General features: G+C 36.1%; 20 protein-coding genes. 14 read left to right on the top strand and 6 right to left on the bottom strand.

The genetic code is table 11. The features are described from left to right. Positions 1-17: 17 nt before the first annotated feature. Positions 18-743 carry a polysaccharide deacetylase family sporulation protein PdaB gene (pdaB, locus tag ACX9TM_RS18215; protein ID WP_002041622.1) on the top strand — a complete coding sequence of 242 codons (726 nt, stop codon included), beginning with the start codon at positions 18-20 and terminating at the stop codon, positions 741-743. 41 nt (positions 744-784) lie between these two features. Here pdaB and sspO read toward each other — a convergent pair whose 3' ends face one another. Beyond that, positions 785-934: a small acid-soluble spore protein SspO gene (gene sspO, locus ACX9TM_RS18210; RefSeq protein WP_000518051.1), complete on the bottom strand. Its 150-nt coding sequence runs from the start codon at positions 932-934 to the stop codon at positions 785-787. Positions 935-1,225: 291 nt separating this feature from the next. Here sspO and acnA point away from each other — a divergent pair, with 291 nt between their 5' ends. Both acnA and ACX9TM_RS18200 read left to right on the top strand, forming a co-directional pair. Continuing rightward, positions 1,226-3,949 (top strand): aconitate hydratase AcnA, encoded by a 2,724-nt coding sequence (acnA, locus tag ACX9TM_RS18205; RefSeq protein WP_000238565.1) that lies wholly within the window; start codon positions 1,226-1,228, stop codon positions 3,947-3,949. A gap of 117 nt (positions 3,950-4,066) precedes the next feature. Continuing rightward, positions 4,067-5,725, top strand: coding sequence for an ABC transporter ATP-binding protein (locus tag ACX9TM_RS18200; RefSeq protein ID WP_063220551.1), 1,659 nt, complete (start codon positions 4,067-4,069; stop codon positions 5,723-5,725). 22 nt (positions 5,726-5,747) lie between these two features. Here the strand turns inward: ACX9TM_RS18200 and ACX9TM_RS18195 are convergent, their stop codons facing one another. Next, positions 5,748-6,080 (bottom strand): YmzC family protein, encoded by a 333-nt coding sequence (locus ACX9TM_RS18195; protein WP_072770202.1) that lies wholly within the window; start codon positions 6,078-6,080, stop codon positions 5,748-5,750. Between the two features lie 11 nt (positions 6,081-6,091). Next, positions 6,092-6,307 (bottom strand): hypothetical protein, encoded by a 216-nt coding sequence (locus ACX9TM_RS18190; protein ID WP_001047911.1) that lies wholly within the window; start codon positions 6,305-6,307, stop codon positions 6,092-6,094. 195 nt (positions 6,308-6,502) lie between these two features. On the opposite strand from ACX9TM_RS18190, the gene ACX9TM_RS18185 reads away from it, so the two are divergent. From ACX9TM_RS18185 to sspN, 4 genes are all read left to right on the top strand, one after another. Continuing rightward, positions 6,503-7,078: a redoxin domain-containing protein gene (locus ACX9TM_RS18185; RefSeq protein ID WP_000269082.1), complete on the top strand. Its 576-nt coding sequence runs from the start codon at positions 6,503-6,505 to the stop codon at positions 7,076-7,078. A gap of 115 nt (positions 7,079-7,193) precedes the next feature. After that, a complete protein-coding gene (locus tag ACX9TM_RS18180; protein ID WP_061457590.1) occupies positions 7,194-8,141 on the top strand; it encodes a 3'-5' exonuclease in 948 nt (315 codons plus the stop codon). A gap of 139 nt (positions 8,142-8,280) precedes the next feature. Then, complete coding sequence (locus tag ACX9TM_RS18175; RefSeq protein ID WP_001254699.1) at positions 8,281-8,424, top strand: FbpB family small basic protein; 144 nt, start codon at positions 8,281-8,283, stop codon at positions 8,422-8,424. Positions 8,425-8,467: 43 nt separating this feature from the next. After that, the gene (sspN, locus tag ACX9TM_RS18170) at positions 8,468-8,602 is read left to right on the top strand and encodes an acid-soluble spore protein SspN (protein WP_000527987.1); all 135 of its coding nucleotides are present in this window, start codon (positions 8,468-8,470) and stop codon (positions 8,600-8,602) included. 86 nt (positions 8,603-8,688) lie between these two features. On the opposite strand, the gene ACX9TM_RS18165 is transcribed toward sspN, so the two are convergent. Next, positions 8,689-9,981, bottom strand: coding sequence for a glycoside hydrolase family 18 protein (locus ACX9TM_RS18165; protein WP_000614858.1), 1,293 nt, complete (start codon positions 9,979-9,981; stop codon positions 8,689-8,691). A gap of 109 nt (positions 9,982-10,090) precedes the next feature. Here ACX9TM_RS18165 and ACX9TM_RS18160 point away from each other — a divergent pair, with 109 nt between their 5' ends. Next, the gene (locus ACX9TM_RS18160) at positions 10,091-10,510 is read left to right on the top strand and encodes an acyl-CoA thioesterase (protein WP_000495812.1); all 420 of its coding nucleotides are present in this window, start codon (positions 10,091-10,093) and stop codon (positions 10,508-10,510) included. Positions 10,511-10,536: 26 nt separating this feature from the next. Here the strand turns inward: ACX9TM_RS18160 and ACX9TM_RS18155 are convergent, their stop codons facing one another. Both ACX9TM_RS18155 and plsY read right to left on the bottom strand, forming a co-directional pair. Then, entirely contained in the window at positions 10,537-10,827 is a 291-nt protein-coding gene (locus ACX9TM_RS18155; RefSeq protein WP_001054453.1) for a HesB/YadR/YfhF family protein, read from the bottom strand. Between the two features lie 108 nt (positions 10,828-10,935). After that, positions 10,936-11,532: a glycerol-3-phosphate 1-O-acyltransferase PlsY gene (gene plsY, locus ACX9TM_RS18150; RefSeq protein WP_000258974.1), complete on the bottom strand. Its 597-nt coding sequence runs from the start codon at positions 11,530-11,532 to the stop codon at positions 10,936-10,938. Between the two features lie 225 nt (positions 11,533-11,757). On the opposite strand from plsY, the gene ACX9TM_RS18145 reads away from it, so the two are divergent. From ACX9TM_RS18145 to parE, 6 genes are all read left to right on the top strand, one after another. Then, entirely contained in the window at positions 11,758-13,614 is a 1,857-nt protein-coding gene (locus ACX9TM_RS18145; protein ID WP_063220550.1) for an anaerobic ribonucleoside triphosphate reductase, read from the top strand. After that, entirely contained in the window at positions 13,611-14,063 is a 453-nt protein-coding gene (nrdG, locus tag ACX9TM_RS18140; protein WP_000867076.1) for an anaerobic ribonucleoside-triphosphate reductase activating protein, read from the top strand. Before ACX9TM_RS18145 ends, nrdG begins: the two co-directional genes overlap by 4 nt. A gap of 18 nt (positions 14,064-14,081) precedes the next feature. Then, positions 14,082-14,759 (top strand): response regulator transcription factor, encoded by a 678-nt coding sequence (locus ACX9TM_RS18135; protein WP_063220549.1) that lies wholly within the window; start codon positions 14,082-14,084, stop codon positions 14,757-14,759. 203 nt (positions 14,760-14,962) lie between these two features. Continuing rightward, on the top strand, positions 14,963-16,204 hold the full coding sequence (locus ACX9TM_RS18130) for a S1C family serine protease (RefSeq protein ID WP_000542646.1): 1,242 nt from the start codon (positions 14,963-14,965) through the stop codon (positions 16,202-16,204). 79 nt (positions 16,205-16,283) lie between these two features. Continuing rightward, positions 16,284-16,697 (top strand): CoA-binding protein, encoded by a 414-nt coding sequence (locus ACX9TM_RS18125; protein ID WP_000151390.1) that lies wholly within the window; start codon positions 16,284-16,286, stop codon positions 16,695-16,697. A gap of 375 nt (positions 16,698-17,072) precedes the next feature. Continuing rightward, entirely contained in the window at positions 17,073-19,037 is a 1,965-nt protein-coding gene (gene parE, locus ACX9TM_RS18120; RefSeq protein ID WP_001062202.1) for a DNA topoisomerase IV subunit B, read from the top strand. The last annotated feature ends 1 nt before the right edge of the window (position 19,038 follow it).

Below are 19,038 nucleotides of genomic sequence, written 5' to 3'. Positions count from 1 at the left end.
TTACTTTAACGAATATTATGCTAAAACAGAAAATTTTTCTACTCGTTTTTTCTTTATTATGCGCAGTACATATATTTCAAGTTGAAAAAGTGGAAGCGAAAATGTTGCTCAGAAAAGAGCTAGAACCAACTGGCTATGTAACATGGGAAGTACCTAATAATGAAAAGATTATTGCTATTACATTTGATGATGGACCGGATCCAACTTATACACCACAAATTTTAAATTTATTACGTCAATATAAAGCAGAAGCGACATTTTTTATGATTGGATTTCGGGTTCAGCGTAATCCATATTTAGTGAAACAAGTGTTAAAAGAGGGACATGAAATTGGAAATCATACGATGAATCATTTGTATGCGAGTAATTCATCAGATGAAAAATTAGAAAATGATATTTTAGATGGAAAGAAATTTTTCGAAAAATGGGTGAAAGAACCTTTGCTATTCCGTCCACCGGGTGGATATATTAACGATGCTGTATTTAAAACAGCGAAAGAAGCTGGTTATCAAACTGTTCTATGGTCGTGGCATCAAGATCCACGTGATTGGGCAAATCCAGGGGTTGAATCCATTGTAAATCATGTAGTGAAAAATGCAAAAAGTGGTGATATTGTATTGTTACATGATGGGGGAAATAATCGTAGTCAAACAGTAGCAGCGCTAGCAAAAATTTTACCTGAACTGAAAAAGCAGGGCTATCGATTTGTAACGGTTTCGGAATTGTTACGTTATAAACATTAGAAAAAATCCCAAAAGGTGAATGCTCCTTTTGGGATTTTTCGTTACTGGTTCTTTTTGCGTTTCTTATTATTTTGTCGTTCTGCAGCAGTTAAGTTTTCATTTGCAAACTCTTCGTTATAACCAGCACCTTGTCCTTGTGCAGATGCCGCATTCATTCCTGAAATAGTATGATTTGCTTTTCTTTTACCCATTTTATTTCACCTCTATAACTTTTTTTGTAAGTTGCATGATGAGCAGTTCATAGTATGTATGAACTGTAAAGAAAGCGCTAATAGAGCACTTTACTTTATGGTAATAGTATTCATAAGGAACATGAACACTATTCAAATTTAGAAACATAAAGAAAACTTATGATAATCTATAAGTTTCTTATTATTTACTTATTTAGAAAGTTGTAATAAGATATTATCGTAAGGTATTGAAAAGTTTGTCTACATTTTATATTCAGACAACTTAGTCACGTTTAACAGGGGGGAAACATAATGGTCAAACATAATCCATTTCAATCACGCGCAACTTTTGAAGTAGATGGAAAAACGTATCATTATTATGATTTGAAAGCGCTTGAAAACGCAGGGGTTGGCAACGTATCTCAATTACCATATTCCGTGAAAGTTTTACTTGAATCAGTACTTCGTCAAGTAGACGGACGTGTAATCACAGAAGAGCATGTTACAAATTTAGCGAAATGGGGAACGAAAGATGTGCAAGATATCGATGTTCCATTTAAACCATCTCGTGTAATTTTACAAGATTTCACTGGTGTTCCAGCTGTTGTTGATTTGGCTTCGCTTCGTAAAGCAATGGCAGACATGGGTGGGGATCCTGATAAAATTAATCCGGAAATTACTGTAGACCTTGTAATCGATCACTCTGTACAGGTTGATAGAGCGGGTACGGCAGACGCGCTTGCATTCAACATGGACTTAGAGTTTAAACGTAATGAAGAACGTTATAAATTTTTAAGCTGGGCACAAAAATCATTTGATAACTACCGAGCAGTTCCACCAGCTACAGGTATTGTACACCAAGTAAACCTTGAATATTTAGCACCAGTTGTTCACGCGGTGAAAAATGCTGAAGGTGACTTAGTTGCATACCCAGATTCATTAGTTGGAACAGACTCACATACAACAATGATTAACGGTATCGGCGTTCTTGGTTGGGGCGTTGGTGGTATTGAAGCAGAAGCAGGAATGCTTGGACAGCCTTCATACTTCCCAGTACCTGAAGTAATCGGTGTAAAATTAACTGGTACACTTCCAAGTGGTACTACAGCAACTGACGTTGCATTAAAAGTAACACAAGTATTACGTCAAAAAGGTGTAGTTGGTAAATTCGTTGAGTTCTTCGGTAATGGACTAAAGAGCATGCCTTTAGCTGACCGTGCAACAATTTCAAACATGGCACCAGAATATGGCGCAACTTGTGGATTCTTCCCAATCGATGATATTTCATTAGAATACTTACGTTTAACAGGTAGAGATGAAGAACAAATTCGCGTTGTTGAAGAATACTGTAAAGCGAACGGCTTATTCTATACAGCAGACAGCAAAGATCCAATTTACACTGATCTTGTTGAAATTGATTTAAATACAATTGAATCTAACCTTTCTGGACCGAAACGCCCACAAGATTTAATTCCACTTTCAGATATGAAAGATGCGTTCCACAAAGCTGTTGTAGCACCAGTTGGAACACAAGGACTTGGATTTAATGAGCAAGAGTTCGATAAAGAAGTGAAGGTTACATTAGAAGATAAAGAAGTAACGATGAAAACAGGTGCAATTGCAATCGCAGCAATTACAAGCTGTACAAATACATCAAACCCATACGTATTAATTGGAGCAGGTCTAGTTGCGAAGAAAGCAATTGAAAAAGGACTTGTAGTACCTGAGTACGTAAAAACATCATTAGCACCAGGATCTAAAGTTGTTACAGAGTACTTAGATAAGTCTGGTTTAACAACATATTTAGATCAATTAGGTTTCCAAACAGTTGGTTACGGCTGTACGACTTGTATCGGTAACTCTGGTCCATTAGCGCCAGAATTAGAAGAAGCAATCGCAGCAAACGACTTACTAGTAACATCTGTTTTATCTGGTAACCGTAACTTTGAAGGTCGTATTCATCCACTTGTAAAAGCAAACTACTTAGCATCACCACCACTTGTTGTGGCATATGCACTTGCAGGTACTGTTGATATTGACCTGAAAAATGATGAAATCGGTAAAGATGCAAATGGCAATGCTGTTTACTTCAACGATATTTGGCCATCAGCTAAAGAAATTGAAGATGTAGTTCAAAGCGTTGTTACATCTGAACTGTTCAAGAAAGAATATGCACAAGTATTTAACAGCAATGAGCGCTGGAATGAAATCCAAACTTCAAACGAAGCTTTATATACTTGGGATAATGATTCAACATATATTCAAAACCCACCATTCTTTGAAGGTTTATCTAAAGAGCCAGGTGAAGTTGAAACATTATCAGGCCTACGCGTAGTTGGTAAATTTGGTGACTCTGTAACGACAGACCACATTTCACCAGCAGGTTCAATCGGTAAGCATACACCAGCTGGACGCTACTTATTAGAAAACGGCGTACAACCAGTTGACTTTAACTCTTACGGTTCTCGTCGTGGTAACCATGAAGTTATGATGCGTGGTACATTCGCGAACATCCGTATTAAAAACCAAATCGCACCAGGAACAGAAGGCGGATATACAACATATTGGCCAACTGGTGAAGTAACATCTATCTATGATGCTGCTATGAAATATAAGGAAGATGGAACAGGTCTTCTAGTTGTTGCTGGTAAAGATTACGGTATGGGAAGTTCTCGTGACTGGGCTGCGAAAGGTACTAACTTATTAGGTATTAAAGCAGTAATCGCAGAAAGCTTCGAACGTATTCACCGCAGTAACTTAGTGTTAATGGGTGTACTACCACTTCAATTTAAAGATGGCGAAAGTGCTGAAACGTTAGGTCTTGTTGGTAACGAGTCATTTGAAATTCAAATCGACAAAACAGTTAGACCGCGCGATCTTGTAAAAGTAGTTGCAACTGATGCAGATGGCAACGAAAAACAATTTGAAGTAGTAGCTCGTTTCGATAGTGAAGTTGAAATTGATTACTACCGTCACGGTGGTATTCTGCAAATGGTTCTTCGTGAGAAAATTGAAGAGTCAAAAGTGTCGAACTAAACAATTGAAATGAATGATAAGGAAGCTAACAATTGTTAGCTTCCTTATTTTATGGAAAGGGATGAAACCATTTGGTTTCATCCCTTTCTTTTTACTACGAAAAGTGGAGGGAAAGTCATGAAAGAATATAAAAGAATATTGTTGCCGTTACGAAAAGAGAAAATATTAGTACTGGCAGCTGTATGTAGTGGGATAATTGCTGCCATTTTAAATTTATCACGCCCAATTTTCATGGGATTAATTGTAGACAATCTTATTCAAAGGGAGCTAAAAGGTACGTATTTATATATAGCTTTGTTTGCGGGTATTCGCTTTTTAATGTGGACGAACAATCTTTTATTTGATTATATAAGCTCAAAAGCCAGTCAACGTATATTACAAACGAAACGTATAGAATTATTGCGTCACTATTTCTCATTACCGTTTGAAGAGAGTGAGAAGATTAAGCAAGGAGAGTTAGAAACTTTGGTCGTGTCTGATATTCCGAACTGGGTCAGGTTATATGGCTCTATATTAATAGAATATATACATGCCATTGCGCAATTTATAGGTGCGTTCATAGCACTACAACATATAGATATACAGTTCATATTGTGGATAACTCCGTTTTTATTTTTAAGTGCAACGGTTCCGATGTTGTTTGGGGAAAAGGTAAGAAATATCGCAAGCGTTGCTCAAAAAAATCACTCAAGTGTTGTAGAGATGGTGTCACAGTTTGTAAAGGGAATACAAGATTTGCGGAGTTTACAAAAAGAAAAATGGGCAATTCGCTTATTTAAAAGAGTAACGGCACAATCGTATAAATCGGAAGTAAAGAAGACGATGATGCAACATTGTATTGGAGTAGTTGGAACGGTGATTGAAACAGGAGCATATATCCTTGTTCTCATTATAGGTGCACAAAAAATAATGAGGAGAGAAATAGAAGTTGGTTCACTCATTGCAGTGTTAGCGACAATTGAGATGCTCTTTTTCCCAGTCCGTTATGTGGGCGATTTATTAATGATGACACAAGTTGCAGTCGCTTCGGCAAATAGAGTTTTTTCCTTTTTTGATAAAAGAGTGGCAGATAGTAATGTAGAAAGAGCGATGGGGATGATAATAACAAATGTCTCATTTCAGGAAAATAATGAAGAGAAATGTAGAATTCATAATATTGATTTGCAAATTCAACCTGGTGAACTCGTTATGATTGTAGGAGAAAGTGGTGCAGGAAAAACGACGCTTTTAAAATTAATGACAGGTTTGTATAAACCATCTAACGGTAGCATTACTTATTATGGAAATGAGGCTCAATTGACTGCAGTGTGGCAAGAACCTCGTTTCTTTCGGGTGACAGTAAAAGAGAATATGTATTTTGGGGAAGAGAGGCTAGAAAACGAGTTAGAAAAAAATGCTGAACTTGTCAATGTAACGCCGATTATTAGGGGGTTACCTGAAGGTCTTCAAACTGTACTACATAAAAGCGGTGAAGAGTTTTCAGGGGGAGAAAGAAAACGCCTTGCATTATTGCGAGCAATTGTTTCAAAGCCTCATCTTATTATTTTAGATGAACCGACCGCGGGATTAGATCCGAACAATCAAGAATTTTTTTGGAATATGATAGAAGAACTAGGAAGCGATGTAACGAGAATTGTGGCAACACATGATGTCGAGAGGGCGATGATAGCGGATTGGGTTGTTGTCATGAATAATGGAATTGTTGTGGAATGTGGGGATCCTAGAGAGTTATTAACATATAAATCATTTTTCAAAAAGATGTTAATAAAAAGATAAGAGCGACATAATGCTCTTATCTTTATTCATTCTTATTAAGTTGATACGTATAAGATTCAGTATCGTTAGTACTAAACTCTTTCATTAGAGTCAGTTGGTTTGTATCTGGATTATATTTGAAAATTTTGACCGTATGTTCGCTACTTAGAGATGGATTATATTCTTGAATGGCAAATGTATTTTCAGCAACCTGTGTCATATTACTGGTCGAAACATTTTCTATAGAATCGTGATTTGTAGAAATTTCAACGACTTGTTTGCCGTTAAAAAATAAAAGAACAATCACTAAAACAACTAAATATATTCGTATATATCGAAGTTCTTTGCAAATTGGATGTTCTCCCAAAACAGTCATCCTTTCTATAATTATTCTGTAGTAGTGATGGTGGTCGTCGTGAAGAAAGTAAGAACACCGAGGCCTGCTAACAGGATAAATGAAATTAAAGCGATATAGAGACAAATACGTCCAACTTGTTTTTTTTCAGGGTCTTTACTAAATAGTGAGATAATCCATGTGATAATTCCGATTGGGGAAAATATAAAACTAAGAATATATAGAAGTATTTTTTCAAATAAATTCATGAGAGCTCCTTTCATTGTAAAATATTATATTTATTTCTAATTATATGATGGAAAGGTAAATATTTCATCGCGGTTATAAAAATTCTGATTATTTAGAATGTGAATATTTCCAAGCTTGTCCGTATAAGCTAAAATAAGGTATATAGTATTTTGATGAATGTGTTAAAAGAAGATAATACGTTAGGGTGATATAAAATGTGGCGGAAGCTTACGATTATTGTAGTGTTACTTTGTTTAGCGGGATATGCAGCTTATGAACAGTTTGGTAATAAAGAGCAGGCGGTAAAAGTGAAGCAAGAAAAAAGTGAAGCTGCGATGAAAGAGATTATTGCAAGGAATGGTATTGAAATAGGGAAGAGTGCACCAGACTTCGAATTAACGAAGTTAGATGGAACGAATGTAAAGCTATCAGATTTAAAAGGAAAGAAAGTGATTTTAAACTTTTGGGCAACGTGGTGTGGACCTTGCCAACAAGAAATGCCGGATATGGAGGCTTTCTATAAAGAACATAAAGAAAACGTAGAAATTTTAGCAATCAACTATACGCCTTCAGAAAAAGGTGGGGGGGCAGAAAAGGTAAGCAATTTTGCTAAAGAAAAAGGAATTACTTTTCCTATTTTATTGGACAAGAACATTGATGTGACAACAGCGTATAAAGTAATTACGATTCCAACTTCGTATTTTATAGATACAAAAGGTGTCATTCAAGATAAGTTTATTGGGCCGATGACGCAAAAAGAGATGGAGAAAAGGGTTGCTAAATTAAAATAATGGTGAAAAGGTAGAGGGGGAGAGTTCCCATTTCTGCCTTTTCTTTTTCAAGTAGTAATAACTTCATGATATGATGTAAGAAATATAATCGTTTAGAGATAAAGGAGTGTATGGAGTGGGGAATGTATCCTTACCGTTAGATTATGTTGTAATTGATTTTGAAACAACAGGATTTAACCCTTATAATGATAAAATTATTCAAGTTGCAGCGGTGAAATATCGTAATCATGAACTCGTAGATCAATTTGTTTCATACGTGAATCCAGAGCGGCCAATTCCGGACCGAATAACGAGTTTAACCGGTATTACCAATTATCGTGTTTCAGATGCACCGACGATTGAAGAGGTATTACCTTTATTTTTAGCATTTTTACATACAAATGTTATTGTGGCCCATAATGCTTCTTTTGATATGCGCTTTTTGAAAAGTAATGTAAATATGCTTGGGTTGCCTGAACCTAAAAATAAAGTAATTGATACTGTATTTTTAGCGAAGAAATACATGAAGCATGCGCCTAATCATAAACTTGAAACGTTAAAGCGAATGCTTGGAATTCGTTTAAGCTCTCATAATGCATTTGACGATTGCATTACGTGTGCTGCTGTTTATCAAAAGTGTGCAGCTATTGAAGAAGAAGGGAAACGAAAAGTAAATAAGGTTATGCTTGATGAAACTGCGGTATATGAAGCGGTGAAAGAAATACTTGCATGTAATAAACGTAATGTAGAATGGCTACGTTGTATGAACGTAGGAAGTTATTTAGATATAAAAGCTTTTTATCCAGTTATGAGAGTAAAGGTAAAAGGACGAAAGAAATATGTATTAACAGAGATATTAGAAGAAGATGTGAAAGAAATATGTACAAGCTTAAAATGTGAACCAGCGTTAAAAAGTGAAGTTGGTAATACGAGAATTATGCTTAATAGCTTAGAGGATGTTATGAGATTAGAAAGTTATATTTTAGAGCAGTATGATTTTGTATTACAGGCGCTTCATGATTATAAAGAAAATGAAATGAATGCAGATGAAAAGTTGAAAGAGTATTTAAATATTATGGTATAAAAAACTCCGTGTGCAATATATTGTACACGGAGTTTTTTTAGGAGTACTAAAACATAAAATTTTCTTACAAATCTGATTAAAGAGTTTTTCGTTTGCTCATACTATGTAATAAGAAAGCGAAGGAGAGAGGGTGAACAACATGAGAAGAAGTCGCCGTAAATCGTTTGAAGAACTTGTAAATGAAAATAAACAACAATTATTAAGCGATCGTGATGCAATTGATCGCATTGAAGAGCGCATTGAAAAACGTTATGAAATGAAACTTTTTAAGCAAGCTGAATAATTCTTAACACTAGTACGATACTAGTGTTAAGGAGGCGATAGTAATGGGTAATCCGAAAAAAAATTCAAAAGACTTTGCACCAAATCATATTGGAACACAATCGAAAAAAGCTGGTGGAAATAAAGGAAAGCAAATGCAAGATCAAACAGGTAAACAACCGATTGTTGATAACGGTTAAAAAGGAGAATGTTATCATTCTTCTTTTTTGTGAGGAAATGAAAGATGAGTTTTTAGCAGTAATATGAAAAAAAGGGCTGACTTTTGTCAGCCCTTTTTCGTAATCGTAAAATTTTCAACGAGTAAACGCCAATTTTGTGGGAATGGTAAACCGATTTTCCAGTAACTAATACCACCTATACCTTGTTCTTTCATTAAATTGAATTTACTTTGAACAGACCGTGAATCTTCAAACCAAACTTCGTGTTGCACGCCGTTTTCATCAAAATAATTAAAATGAGGAGCTTGGGCTGTGAAATCATAACGAATAGGGACATTATATTTACGAGCTAGTGCAACAGCTGCGACAGAGCTAATTGCTTTTGCGGGTGGATTTCCTTGTTTAAATGGAAGCTTCCAATCAAACCCGTATAAATTTTGCCCCATCATAATTTTTTGGGGAGGCATTTGAGATTTTGCATATTGAAGTACTTCTTTCACCGGACCGATAGGAGAAATTGCCATCGGTGGCCCGCCCTGCCATCCCCAGTCATATGTCATAATGACGACGAAATCAACAATTTGCCCTTGCGCTTTATAATCGTGAGCTTCGAAAAATTTTCCCTTTTGATTTGAACTTGTTTTCGGTACGAGAGTTGTGCTCAATGTGTACCCGCTAGGTAAGCGTGTTTTTACATTTCGTAAAAAGCGATTATACGCCTCGCGGTCTTCAGGTGCTACACTCTCGAAATCGAAATGAATGTCTCGCATGCCATATTTTTGAGCTGTTTGCAAAATGTTAGTAATAAATTTGTTTTGAATCGTTGCGTCGCGTAAAATAACCGATGTTAGATCGGCACTGAAATTACCATTTTCAATATTTGTAATAACGAGCATAGGGATTGTTTTACCCTGCGTTGCAATATTAGCGATTTTAGCTGTTTCAGTAGGTTCTTTTAATGTGCCATCTCTTTTTGCCTCAAAACTAAAATAAGCTAAGTATGTTAAAAATGGATTGATGGCACGTGTAGCATTAACTAAACTCTCTTTAATCGGTATAGTGGAAGGCTGTAAATAAGCGATGGATTCTACAGCTCGTTTTGTACCTTTTGGTACGTATAATTGTTGTCCGACATGGAGAATAGATTTTAAAGATAAATTATTAACTTTAGCTAAACTAGCGAGGGGGACATTATATGTTTGAGAGATTCGATATAGGCTGTCACCAGGCTGTACATAATAATTATTCCCTTTCGTATTAACGATAAGTGCCTGACCAACAACGAGCGTTTCAGCTGGATTTAATCCATTGTCTTTTACTATTTCGTCAGGTGTTGATCCATATTTTGATGCCAAGCTATATACGCTATCACCACTACGAACCGTTACAATTTGAATCATATGCTTGCTCCTTTCGGGAAAAGATTCACTATTTTTATTTTATTTTTGATGTCACTGTATTATGATTAAATGTATGCAAGGTAGCAGAAGTGAAAGAAGGCGAATACATATGTTTGTAGCAGAACATGAAGTTGAAATCCGTTATGCGGAAACAGATCAAATGGGTGTTGTTTACCATTCAAACTACTTAGTGTGGCTTGAGTTAGGTCGCACGAAACTTATACAAGATTTAGGTTTTTCATATGTTGAAATGGAGAAAGAAGGAATTATTTCTCCTGTGTTAGATTTACAAATTTCATACCGTAAAGCGATGCGTTACGGAGAAAAAGCAATCGTAAAAACATGGGTAGATACTGTGAGCCCACTTCGCGTTGTATATGGATATGAAATATATAATGGTGATGGTGAACTTTGTATTACTGCAAGTACAACGAATATTTGTGCGAAAAAAGAAGGGTTCCGCCCTGTATCATTTAAAAAGTTATATCCTGAGTGGTATGCGAAATATGAGGAAATTAAGAAAAAATAAAAAAGCGTGGCAGAAGCCACGTTTTTTTATTTTTCATAATTAAATTGTGGGAAGTCGTCACCTTCGTTAAGTGTAACAGATAAATTATGTCCATCGAAGAACCATTCATCATCGCCTTCAATAAAGAAGTTAATACCTTCTTCTTGAATTTGAACAGCAGGATGTGCAGGATCATCTTTACGAATACCTAAAGAAAGTCCTTTTTGCACAGTACTGCAACCACCGTATTGTACGAAAAAGCGTAGTGTTTCATTTGATTGTAAGTTTAATTCATTTTTATACCATTGTGCTGCTTCTTTTGTTACGGAAAGATTCATGTATAGTTCCTCCAAATTATGTTGCTTTTTCTTTAGTATAAAAAATAACGCAAAAAGACGCTATTAATATGCTTCACGTTTTCTTTTTGCGTTATGTGGGTTACGATCTTATTTTTGCTTTTTTGAAAAGTTTGCTTTTGGTTCAGTTTTATTTATAATTCGTCCGATATTTGCACGGTGTTTATAAATAACCATACCTGCTAATAAACACATCGCAATAATGAAGATTTTATCCCCGCTAACAATGGATGCAATAACAGCAACAACTGCTGTTACCATAGAAGAAAGTGATACGTATCTTGTTGTAAATAAAAGGGTGAAAAATACAACAGCCAATATTGCAAAAACAACTGGTGAATAGCATAATAGCACCCCAGCAGAAGTTGCAACTGCTTTACCACCGCGGAATTTCGCGAAGATTGGATAGACATGTCCAAGAACAGCCGCTAACCCGAACCATAGTGGATGAATATCTAATCCGAAAATCATTGGTAGACTTGTTGCTAATGTCCCTTTTAAAATGTCAGCAATTGTAACGGTAAAACCTGCTTTTTTCCCTAATGTGCGGAATGTGTTTGTTCCGCCTAGATTACCGCTCCCGTGCTCACGAATATCGATTCCGTAGCCGATTTTTCCAACAACTAGTGCAAATGGAATCGAGCCAAGTAAGTAGGCAACGATAAATAAAAGATATGTAGTAACCATAAGTTCAGTCTCCTTTATTCAAATGTGTTGATAAAGGGTAAAAAGAGTTTTTCCCGTATATTGTACCATACATTTGTAAAGAGCACATTTCTTTTTTGTAAATGAAAAATTCATTATTTCGTGAAAAAAATTTCACAGTAATGTTACATTTCTCACAGAAACAGTAAGACTATATGTAGTAACATTTTAATCAAAAGATAACAACATATTGGTGGAGGGTTATAAATGTTACAAAATAATACACGTGGAGAAGAATTAATGAAAGTGTTTGAGACAATAGTCCACGGCAATGAACAAGATTTGATGCAAGAAAATGCAAATGTAGACGGCCGCTCTCCAATGGGCGTAATGGGAACGTTCGCATCTGAGAGTGCAAAATATTATGCTGTTGAGAATTTATTGTCAGATCAAGTGAAAAAAGCGATAAATGAAAATATATTATATCCACATGATTTAGATTTTTATGCAACAGGAACGACGACTTGTTCACAAATTCCGTTAGCGCAAATGCTTGCTAACGGTTTTCATACTGGACATGGACATATGAGACAACCGCAAGACATTAAAAGTGCATTGGCTCTTTCGTCTATTATTTTTCAAGCGAATCAAAATATGCAGCATGGTGGTCAATCGTTTGCACTCTTTGATATTGATTTAGCACCTTATGTACGAAAAACAATTGAGAGACATAAAAAACGATTACAATCATATCCGCTTACGAAAGAACAAATAGAAGAATTTGCATGGAAAGAAACGGAAAATGATACGTATCAAGCGTGTGAGGCTTTCGTTCATAATTCGAATAGTATGCATAGTAGGGGCGGAGGACAAGTACCGTTTATTTCTATTAATTATGGAACAGATACATCAAAAGAAGGAAGAATGTTAATTAAACAACTTTTAAAAGCGACACAAGCTGGACTTGGTAAAGGAGAGACACCGATTTTTCCGATTCAAATTTTCAAGATGAAAAAAGGTGTGAATTTTGAAGAAAGTGATCCGAACTACGATTTATTTGAATTAGCATTAGAGACAACCGCAGAGCGATTATTCCCTAACTTTTCATTTTTAGATGCTCCGTTTAATGCAGTGCATTATGATGGAAGACCAGAAAGTGAAGTATGTTACATGGGATGTCGTACCCGTGTTATGTCTAATATACATGGAGAAGAAACAGCGATTGGTAGAGGGAATTTATCATTTACGTCTATTAATTTAGTGAAATTAGCGTTAATTAGTGGTTCAAAAGAAGCGTTTTTTGAAGCGCTAAACTATTATTTAGATTTAGGAATTAAGCAGCTATTAGAAAGATATGCGTATCAATGTACGAAGCGAGCAAGAGATTTTCAGTTTTTATATTCACAAGGTGTATGGCGTGGTGGAGAAACGTTGCAGCCTGAAGACTCCGTAGCCTCGATTTTAAAACAAGGGACGTTAAGTATTGGTTTTATCGGTCTTGCGGAATGTTTAGTAGCTTTAACAGGAAAGCATCATGGGGAAGATGAAGAATCATGGAAACTTGGGTATGAAATTATTTCCTTTATGAGAGATAGAATGGATAAAGCGACAGAAGAACATCAACTGAATTTCTCAGTAATTGCAACTCCAGCAGAAGGATTATCAGGGAAGTTTGTGAAAAAAGATAGAAAAGAATTTGGCGTGATTAGCGGCATAACGAACCATAATTACTATACGAATTCATTCCATATTCCAGTTTATTATAACATTCAAGCGATAAATAAAATTCGTTTAGAAGGTCCGTTCCATGCTCTATGTAACGGGGGACATATTACTTATATTGAACTAGACGGAGCAGCAATGCATAACAAAAAGGCATTAAAACAAATTGTACAAGCCATGGCAGAACATGGCGTTGGATACGGTTCAATTAATCATCCTGTTGACCGTTGTAAGTGCTGTAGTTATCACGGGGTTATTGGGAATGAATGTCCAAGTTGCGGGAATGAAGATGAGGCTAATATAGAAAGAATTCGCCGTATAACAGGCTATCTTGTAGGAGATATGTCAAAGTGGAATAGTGCGAAACGTAGTGAAGAGATAGATCGGGTGAAACATAAATGAAAGTGATGAATATTATTCATGATAGTGTAGTAGATGGAGAAGGATTGCGGACAGTCGTGTTTTTTGCGGGCTGTCCGCATCGTTGCGTTGGTTGCCACAATCCGAAATCGTGGAATATTTGCAACGGAACGGAAATGACAGTAGAAGAAATTGTGAAAGAGATTGCAAGTAATCCATTAACTGATGTAACATTTTCAGGTGGAGATCCATTTTTTCAAGCTGCTGAAGTGAAAAAGGTAGCAAAAATCGTGAAAGATTTGAAAAAAAACCTATGGATGTATACAGGTTATACGTTAGAAGAGATACAGAGTTCTCAAAATAATGATATGATAGAGTTGTTACATTATGGGGATGTTTTAGTCGATGGAAGGTTTGAAATTGAGGAAAAAGATTTAACACTTCCATTTCGCGGAAGCTCCAATCAACGTATTATTCGATTGAAAGAGTAAAAAGGCGGGATAGATTATATGAACAAAACGGTATTGCTTGTTGAAGATGAAAGAAGATTACGTGAAATTGTTAGTGATTATTTTCGTAATGAAGGCTTTGAAGTAATCGAAGCAGAAGATGGAAAAAAAGCGCTAGAGTTATTTGCAGAGCATGAAATTGATTTAATTATGTTAGATATTATGTTACCGGAAATAGATGGATGGTCTGTTTGTAGAAGAATTAGAAAAGAATCAGCAGTACCAATTATTATGTTGACAGCGCGTTCGGATGAGGATGATACATTGCTAGGTTTCGAATTAGGTGCAGACGAGTATGTAACGAAACCATTTAGCCCGAAAGTATTAGTAGCTCGTGCAAAGACGTTATTGAAACGTGCGGAGGGTGCGGTAGGAGTAGCGGAAGAAAATGCTATGTCTTTAGCTGGAATAGAAGTGAATCGTCTATCTAGAACTGTTTTAGTAGATGGAGAAGAAATTATATTGACACATAAAGAATTTGAACTTCTTGTGTATTTAATGGAGAACAAAGGAATTGTGTTATCACGTCAACATTTATTAGACCAGTTATGGGGATATGACTATTACGGTGATGACCGAACGGTTGATACCCATATTAAAAAACTTCGAAATAAGCTAGGAGATAAAGCGAAGCATATCGGTACTGTTATTCGAGTTGGTTATAAATTTGAAGAATAATCTAGAACGATTTGTGTAATTTAGCCTAGGGAAATGGTAATTTTATACTCTCTTTTGAAGGTAAAATGTACAAAAAATACTTTTTTTGTCTACAATGTTAGATAAGTGTATTTTTTTAATTGGATTTCACGATGAGTTCACAAGAAGGACACAAAACGTGACTATACTGAAAATACGAATTCACCAGAGAGGGGAAATAAAACATGGGATATTACGACGGACCAAATTTAAATGAAGAGCATAGTGAAACGAGAGAAGTGAGAAAATCAGGTAGTAAAAAAGGCTATTTCTTCACAGGTTTAGTGGGAGCTGTAGTCGGAGCGGTTTCGATTAGTTTTGCAGCACCATATATGCCATGGGCTCAAAATAATGGAGCGCCAGTATCATCATTTAGTTCGGATTCAAAAGTAGAAGGTACTGTAGTTCCTGTTGTAAATAAAGCGAAAAATGAAACTGATTTACCTGGTATGATTGAAGGGGCGAAAGATGTTGTTGTAGGTGTTATTAATATGCAACAAAGTGTTGATCCATTTGCAATGCAACCGACAGGTCAAGAACAACAAGCCGGTTCAGGATCAGGTGTTATTTATAAAAAAGCAGGAAATAAAGCATATATTGTAACAAACAACCACGTAGTAGATGGAGCAAATAAACTTGCTGTGAAGCTGAGCGACGGAAAGCAAGTTGATGCGAAATTAGTTGGTAAGGACCCTTGGTTAGACTTAGCGGTTGTTGAAATTGATGGATCTAATGTAAATAAAGTTGCCACTTTAGGTGATTCAAGTAAACTTCGTGCGGGTGAAAAAGCCATTGCAATCGGTAATCCACTTGGATTTGATGGAAGTGTAACGGAAGGTATAATCAGTAGTAAAGAACGCGAAATTCCGGTTGATATTGATGGGGATAAACGACCAGATTGGCAAGCACAAGTTATTCAAACGGATGCAGCGATTAATCCAGGTAATAGTGGTGGTGCATTATTTAACCAAAATGGTGAAATAATTGGGATTAATTCAAGTAAAATTGCACAACAAGAAGTTGAAGGAATTGGATTTGCTATTCCAATTAACATCGCAAAACCAGTTATTGAATCTCTTGAAAAAGATGGAGTAGTAAAACGTCCAGCTCTTGGAGTAGGTGTTGTTTCACTAGAAGATGTGCAAGCTTATGCAGTCAATCAATTGAAAGTACCGAAAGAAGTAACAAACGGCGTTGTATTAGGTAAAATTTACCCAATATCACCAGCTGAAAAAGCTGGTTTAGAGCAATATGATATTGTAGTAGCATTAGATAATCAAAAAGTAGAGAATGCTCTTCAATTCCGTAAATATTTATATGAAAAGAAAAAAGTAGGCGAGAAAGTAGAAGTTACATTCTACCGTAACGGTCAAAAAATGACGAAATCGGCTACTTTAGCAGATAATTCAGCTACAAAGAATCAATAATCGAAATAAAAGAAAGTCTCTTTCATATTGAAAGAGACTTTCTTTATCGGCTATACTAAAGGAATAGGAGGGATTAATTATGACAATTGAAAACCCAACTCGTACGGAAATTGGTGAAGTGTTAAAGAAAAGCAAAACAATTGCGGTTGTTGGATTATCAGATAAGCCAGAACGTACATCGTATATGGTTTCAAAAGCAATGCAAGATGCTGGATACCGCATTATTCCAGTTAATCCAACAGTAGATGAGGTGCTCGGAGAAAAGGCAGTTTCTTCACTAAAGGATATTAAGGAACACGTTGACATTGTAAATGTATTTCGTCGCTCAGAGTTTTTAATGGATGTTGCAAAAGAATTTGTAGAGATTGATGCAGATGTTTTTTGGGCACAATTAGGAGTACAAGATGAGGATACATATAAACTTTTAAAAGAAAAAGACTATACTGTAATAATGGATCGTTGTATTAAAGTAGAACATGCGATGACAAAATAGTATAGATTTAAAGGTAGAAAGATTGATTCAGCCCTCATTATAGATAAGTAGGGCCGATGAACGAGGTGTTCATCATGAGATTTTTTAAAGGCTGTTTTTGGGGATTGTTACTTGTAATCCCATTTTGGATCTTGATCATTTGGATCATAATAAAGGTTTGGAATGTGTAATCTTGGAATACATATCCATTTCTCGTTGACAAACGATTATTTTTCTGAAATAGTAGCCTAGAGGAATCCTTGTGAGAAAACAAGGATTTTTCTATTGAAAATGGTATATAAAAGAGATAAGATAACTTGCCAAAACGATAGTCGAGGCGTTATTCTATAATAGAAACATATGTTCTGATTTTGGATTAGGAAAGGGGCAAGGAGTTTGGCGAAGCATCAGTTCCAATATAATGAAGATGCGATTCAAGTGTTAGAAGGACTTGAAGCCGTTCGAAAACGCCCGGGTATGTATATCGGGAGCACGGACAGCCGTGGATTGCATCATTTAGTATATGAAATAGTAGATAACTCCGTTGACGAAGCGTTAGCGGGATTTGGCGACGAAATTTCAGTCGTAATACATAAAGATAATAGTATTAGCGTTATAGATAAAGGGCGAGGAATGCCTACGGGAATGCATAAACTTGGGAAACCTACACCTGAAGTTATTTTAACTGTACTTCATGCCGGTGGTAAGTTTGGTCAAGGTGGTTACAAAACGAGTGGTGGTTTACACGGTGTTGGGGCATCGGTTGTAAACGCCTTATCAGAATGGTTAGTCGTAACGATTAAGCGTGACGGAAATATTTACGAACAACGCTTTGAAAATGGCGGTGTTCCTGTAACGACGCTTGAGAAAATCGGGAAGACGAAAGAGTCTGGTACTACGATGCATTTCAAACCAGATACAACGATTTTCAGCACAACAAATTATAATTATGAAACATTATGTGAGAGATTACGTGAATCTGCATTCTTATTAAAAGGGATGAAAATCTCAATAAAAGATGAACGAAATGATTTAGAGGATGTATTTCATTATGAAACGGGAATTGAAGCTTTCGTTTCCTATTTAAACGAAGAAAAAGATTCCATTCATCCAGTTGTATATTTCACTGGTGAACAAAATGGAATTGAAGCAGAACTAGCATTTCAATTTAACGATGGCTACTCAGAAAACATTTTATCGTTTGTAAATAACGTACGTACAAAAGATGGTGGAACACACGAAGCTGGATTTAAAACAGCGATGACGCGTGTGTTTAACGAGTATGCTCGTAAAGTAGCACTATTAAAAGAAAAAGATAAAAACTTAGAAGGTACAGATATTCGTGAAGGTGTAGCGGCTATCGTTTCGGTACGTGTACCAGAAGAAGTGCTTCAGTTTGAAGGGCAAACGAAGGGGAAACTAGGTACAAGTGAAGCGCGTTCTTCAATTGATGCCATTGTATCTGAGCATTTAGCATACTTTTTAGAAGAAAATCCTGATGTAGCTACACTTCTTGTGAGAAAAGCAATTAAAGCAGCACAAGCCCGTGAAGCAGCCCGTAAAGCAAGAGAAGAAGCGCGTAGTGGTAAGAAGAAGAAAAAATCAGAAGGTACGTTAAGCGGGAAATTAACACCTGCACAATCACGTAACCCGCAAAAAAATGAACTATACCTAGTAGAGGGTGACTCTGCCGGTGGTTCTGCAAAACAAGGACGAGACCGACGTTTCCAGGCCGTATTACCGTTACGTGGTAAAGTAATTAATACAGAAAAAGCAAAGCTTGCTGATATCTTTAAGAATGAAGAGATTAATACAATCATTTATGCGATTGGCGGCGGTGTAGGAAATGAATTTGATGTTGAAGATATTAACTACGATAAAGTTGTAATTATGACCGATGCCGATACGGATGGGGCTCATATTCAAGTATTGTTATTAACGTTCTTCTACAGATATATGAAGCCACTTATCGAAGCTGGTAAAGTATTTATCGCACTTCCCCCTTTATACAAAGTAAGTAAAGGAAAAGGTAAGAGTGAGGTAATTGAATACGCTTGGTCAGATGAGGAATTAGACGGTGTAACGAAAAAAGTTGGAAAAGGCTATATGTTACAACGTTATAAAGGACTTGGTGAAATGAATGCGGATCAATTATGGGAAACAACAATGAATCCTGAAACGCGTACATTAATTCGCGTGAAAATTGATGATGCAGCTAGGGCAGAGCGCCGCGTTACAACGTTAATGGGCGATAAAGTAGAACCGCGCCGTAAATGGATTGAACGTAATGTACAGTTTGGTATGCAAGAAGAAGGAAATATTTTAGAAAATGAAATGATTATGGAGACGGAGGTGGAATAAC

The sequence above is a fragment of the Bacillus sp. LH1 genome (assembly GCF_057924895.1).
The sequence above is the reverse complement of the archived record's forward strand: the minus strand, read 5'-3'. Positions and strand labels throughout refer to the sequence as shown.

Coding starts and splice junctions, on each gene's coding strand:
- ACX9TM_RS18165 (WP_000614858.1), bottom strand. CDS start 9,981: ATGATTCAAATTGTAACGGTTCGTAGTGGTGATAGCGTATATAGCTTG.
- ACX9TM_RS18175 (WP_001254699.1), top strand. CDS start 8,281: ATGAGAAGAAGTCGCCGTAAATCGTTTGAAGAACTTGTAAATGAAAAT.
- acnA (WP_000238565.1), top strand. CDS start 1,226: ATGGTCAAACATAATCCATTTCAATCACGCGCAACTTTTGAAGTAGAT.
- ACX9TM_RS18195 (WP_072770202.1), bottom strand. CDS start 6,080: ATGACTGTTTTGGGAGAACATCCAATTTGCAAAGAACTTCGATATATA.
- ACX9TM_RS18130 (WP_000542646.1), top strand. CDS start 14,963: ATGGGATATTACGACGGACCAAATTTAAATGAAGAGCATAGTGAAACG.
- ACX9TM_RS18125 (WP_000151390.1), top strand. CDS start 16,284: ATGACAATTGAAAACCCAACTCGTACGGAAATTGGTGAAGTGTTAAAG.
- pdaB (WP_002041622.1), top strand. CDS start 18: ATGCTAAAACAGAAAATTTTTCTACTCGTTTTTTCTTTATTATGCGCA.
- ACX9TM_RS18185 (WP_000269082.1), top strand. CDS start 6,503: ATGTGGCGGAAGCTTACGATTATTGTAGTGTTACTTTGTTTAGCGGGA.
- nrdG (WP_000867076.1), top strand. CDS start 13,611: ATGAAAGTGATGAATATTATTCATGATAGTGTAGTAGATGGAGAAGGA.
- sspN (WP_000527987.1), top strand. CDS start 8,468: ATGGGTAATCCGAAAAAAAATTCAAAAGACTTTGCACCAAATCATATT.
- ACX9TM_RS18160 (WP_000495812.1), top strand. CDS start 10,091: ATGTTTGTAGCAGAACATGAAGTTGAAATCCGTTATGCGGAAACAGAT.
- ACX9TM_RS18145 (WP_063220550.1), top strand. CDS start 11,758: ATGTTACAAAATAATACACGTGGAGAAGAATTAATGAAAGTGTTTGAG.
- ACX9TM_RS18200 (WP_063220551.1), top strand. CDS start 4,067: ATGAAAGAATATAAAAGAATATTGTTGCCGTTACGAAAAGAGAAAATA.
- ACX9TM_RS18190 (WP_001047911.1), bottom strand. CDS start 6,307: ATGAATTTATTTGAAAAAATACTTCTATATATTCTTAGTTTTATATTT.
- plsY (WP_000258974.1), bottom strand. CDS start 11,532: ATGGTTACTACATATCTTTTATTTATCGTTGCCTACTTACTTGGCTCG.
- ACX9TM_RS18155 (WP_001054453.1), bottom strand. CDS start 10,827: ATGAATCTTTCCGTAACAAAAGAAGCAGCACAATGGTATAAAAATGAA.
- ACX9TM_RS18135 (WP_063220549.1), top strand. CDS start 14,082: ATGAACAAAACGGTATTGCTTGTTGAAGATGAAAGAAGATTACGTGAA.
- sspO (WP_000518051.1), bottom strand. CDS start 934: ATGGGTAAAAGAAAAGCAAATCATACTATTTCAGGAATGAATGCGGCA.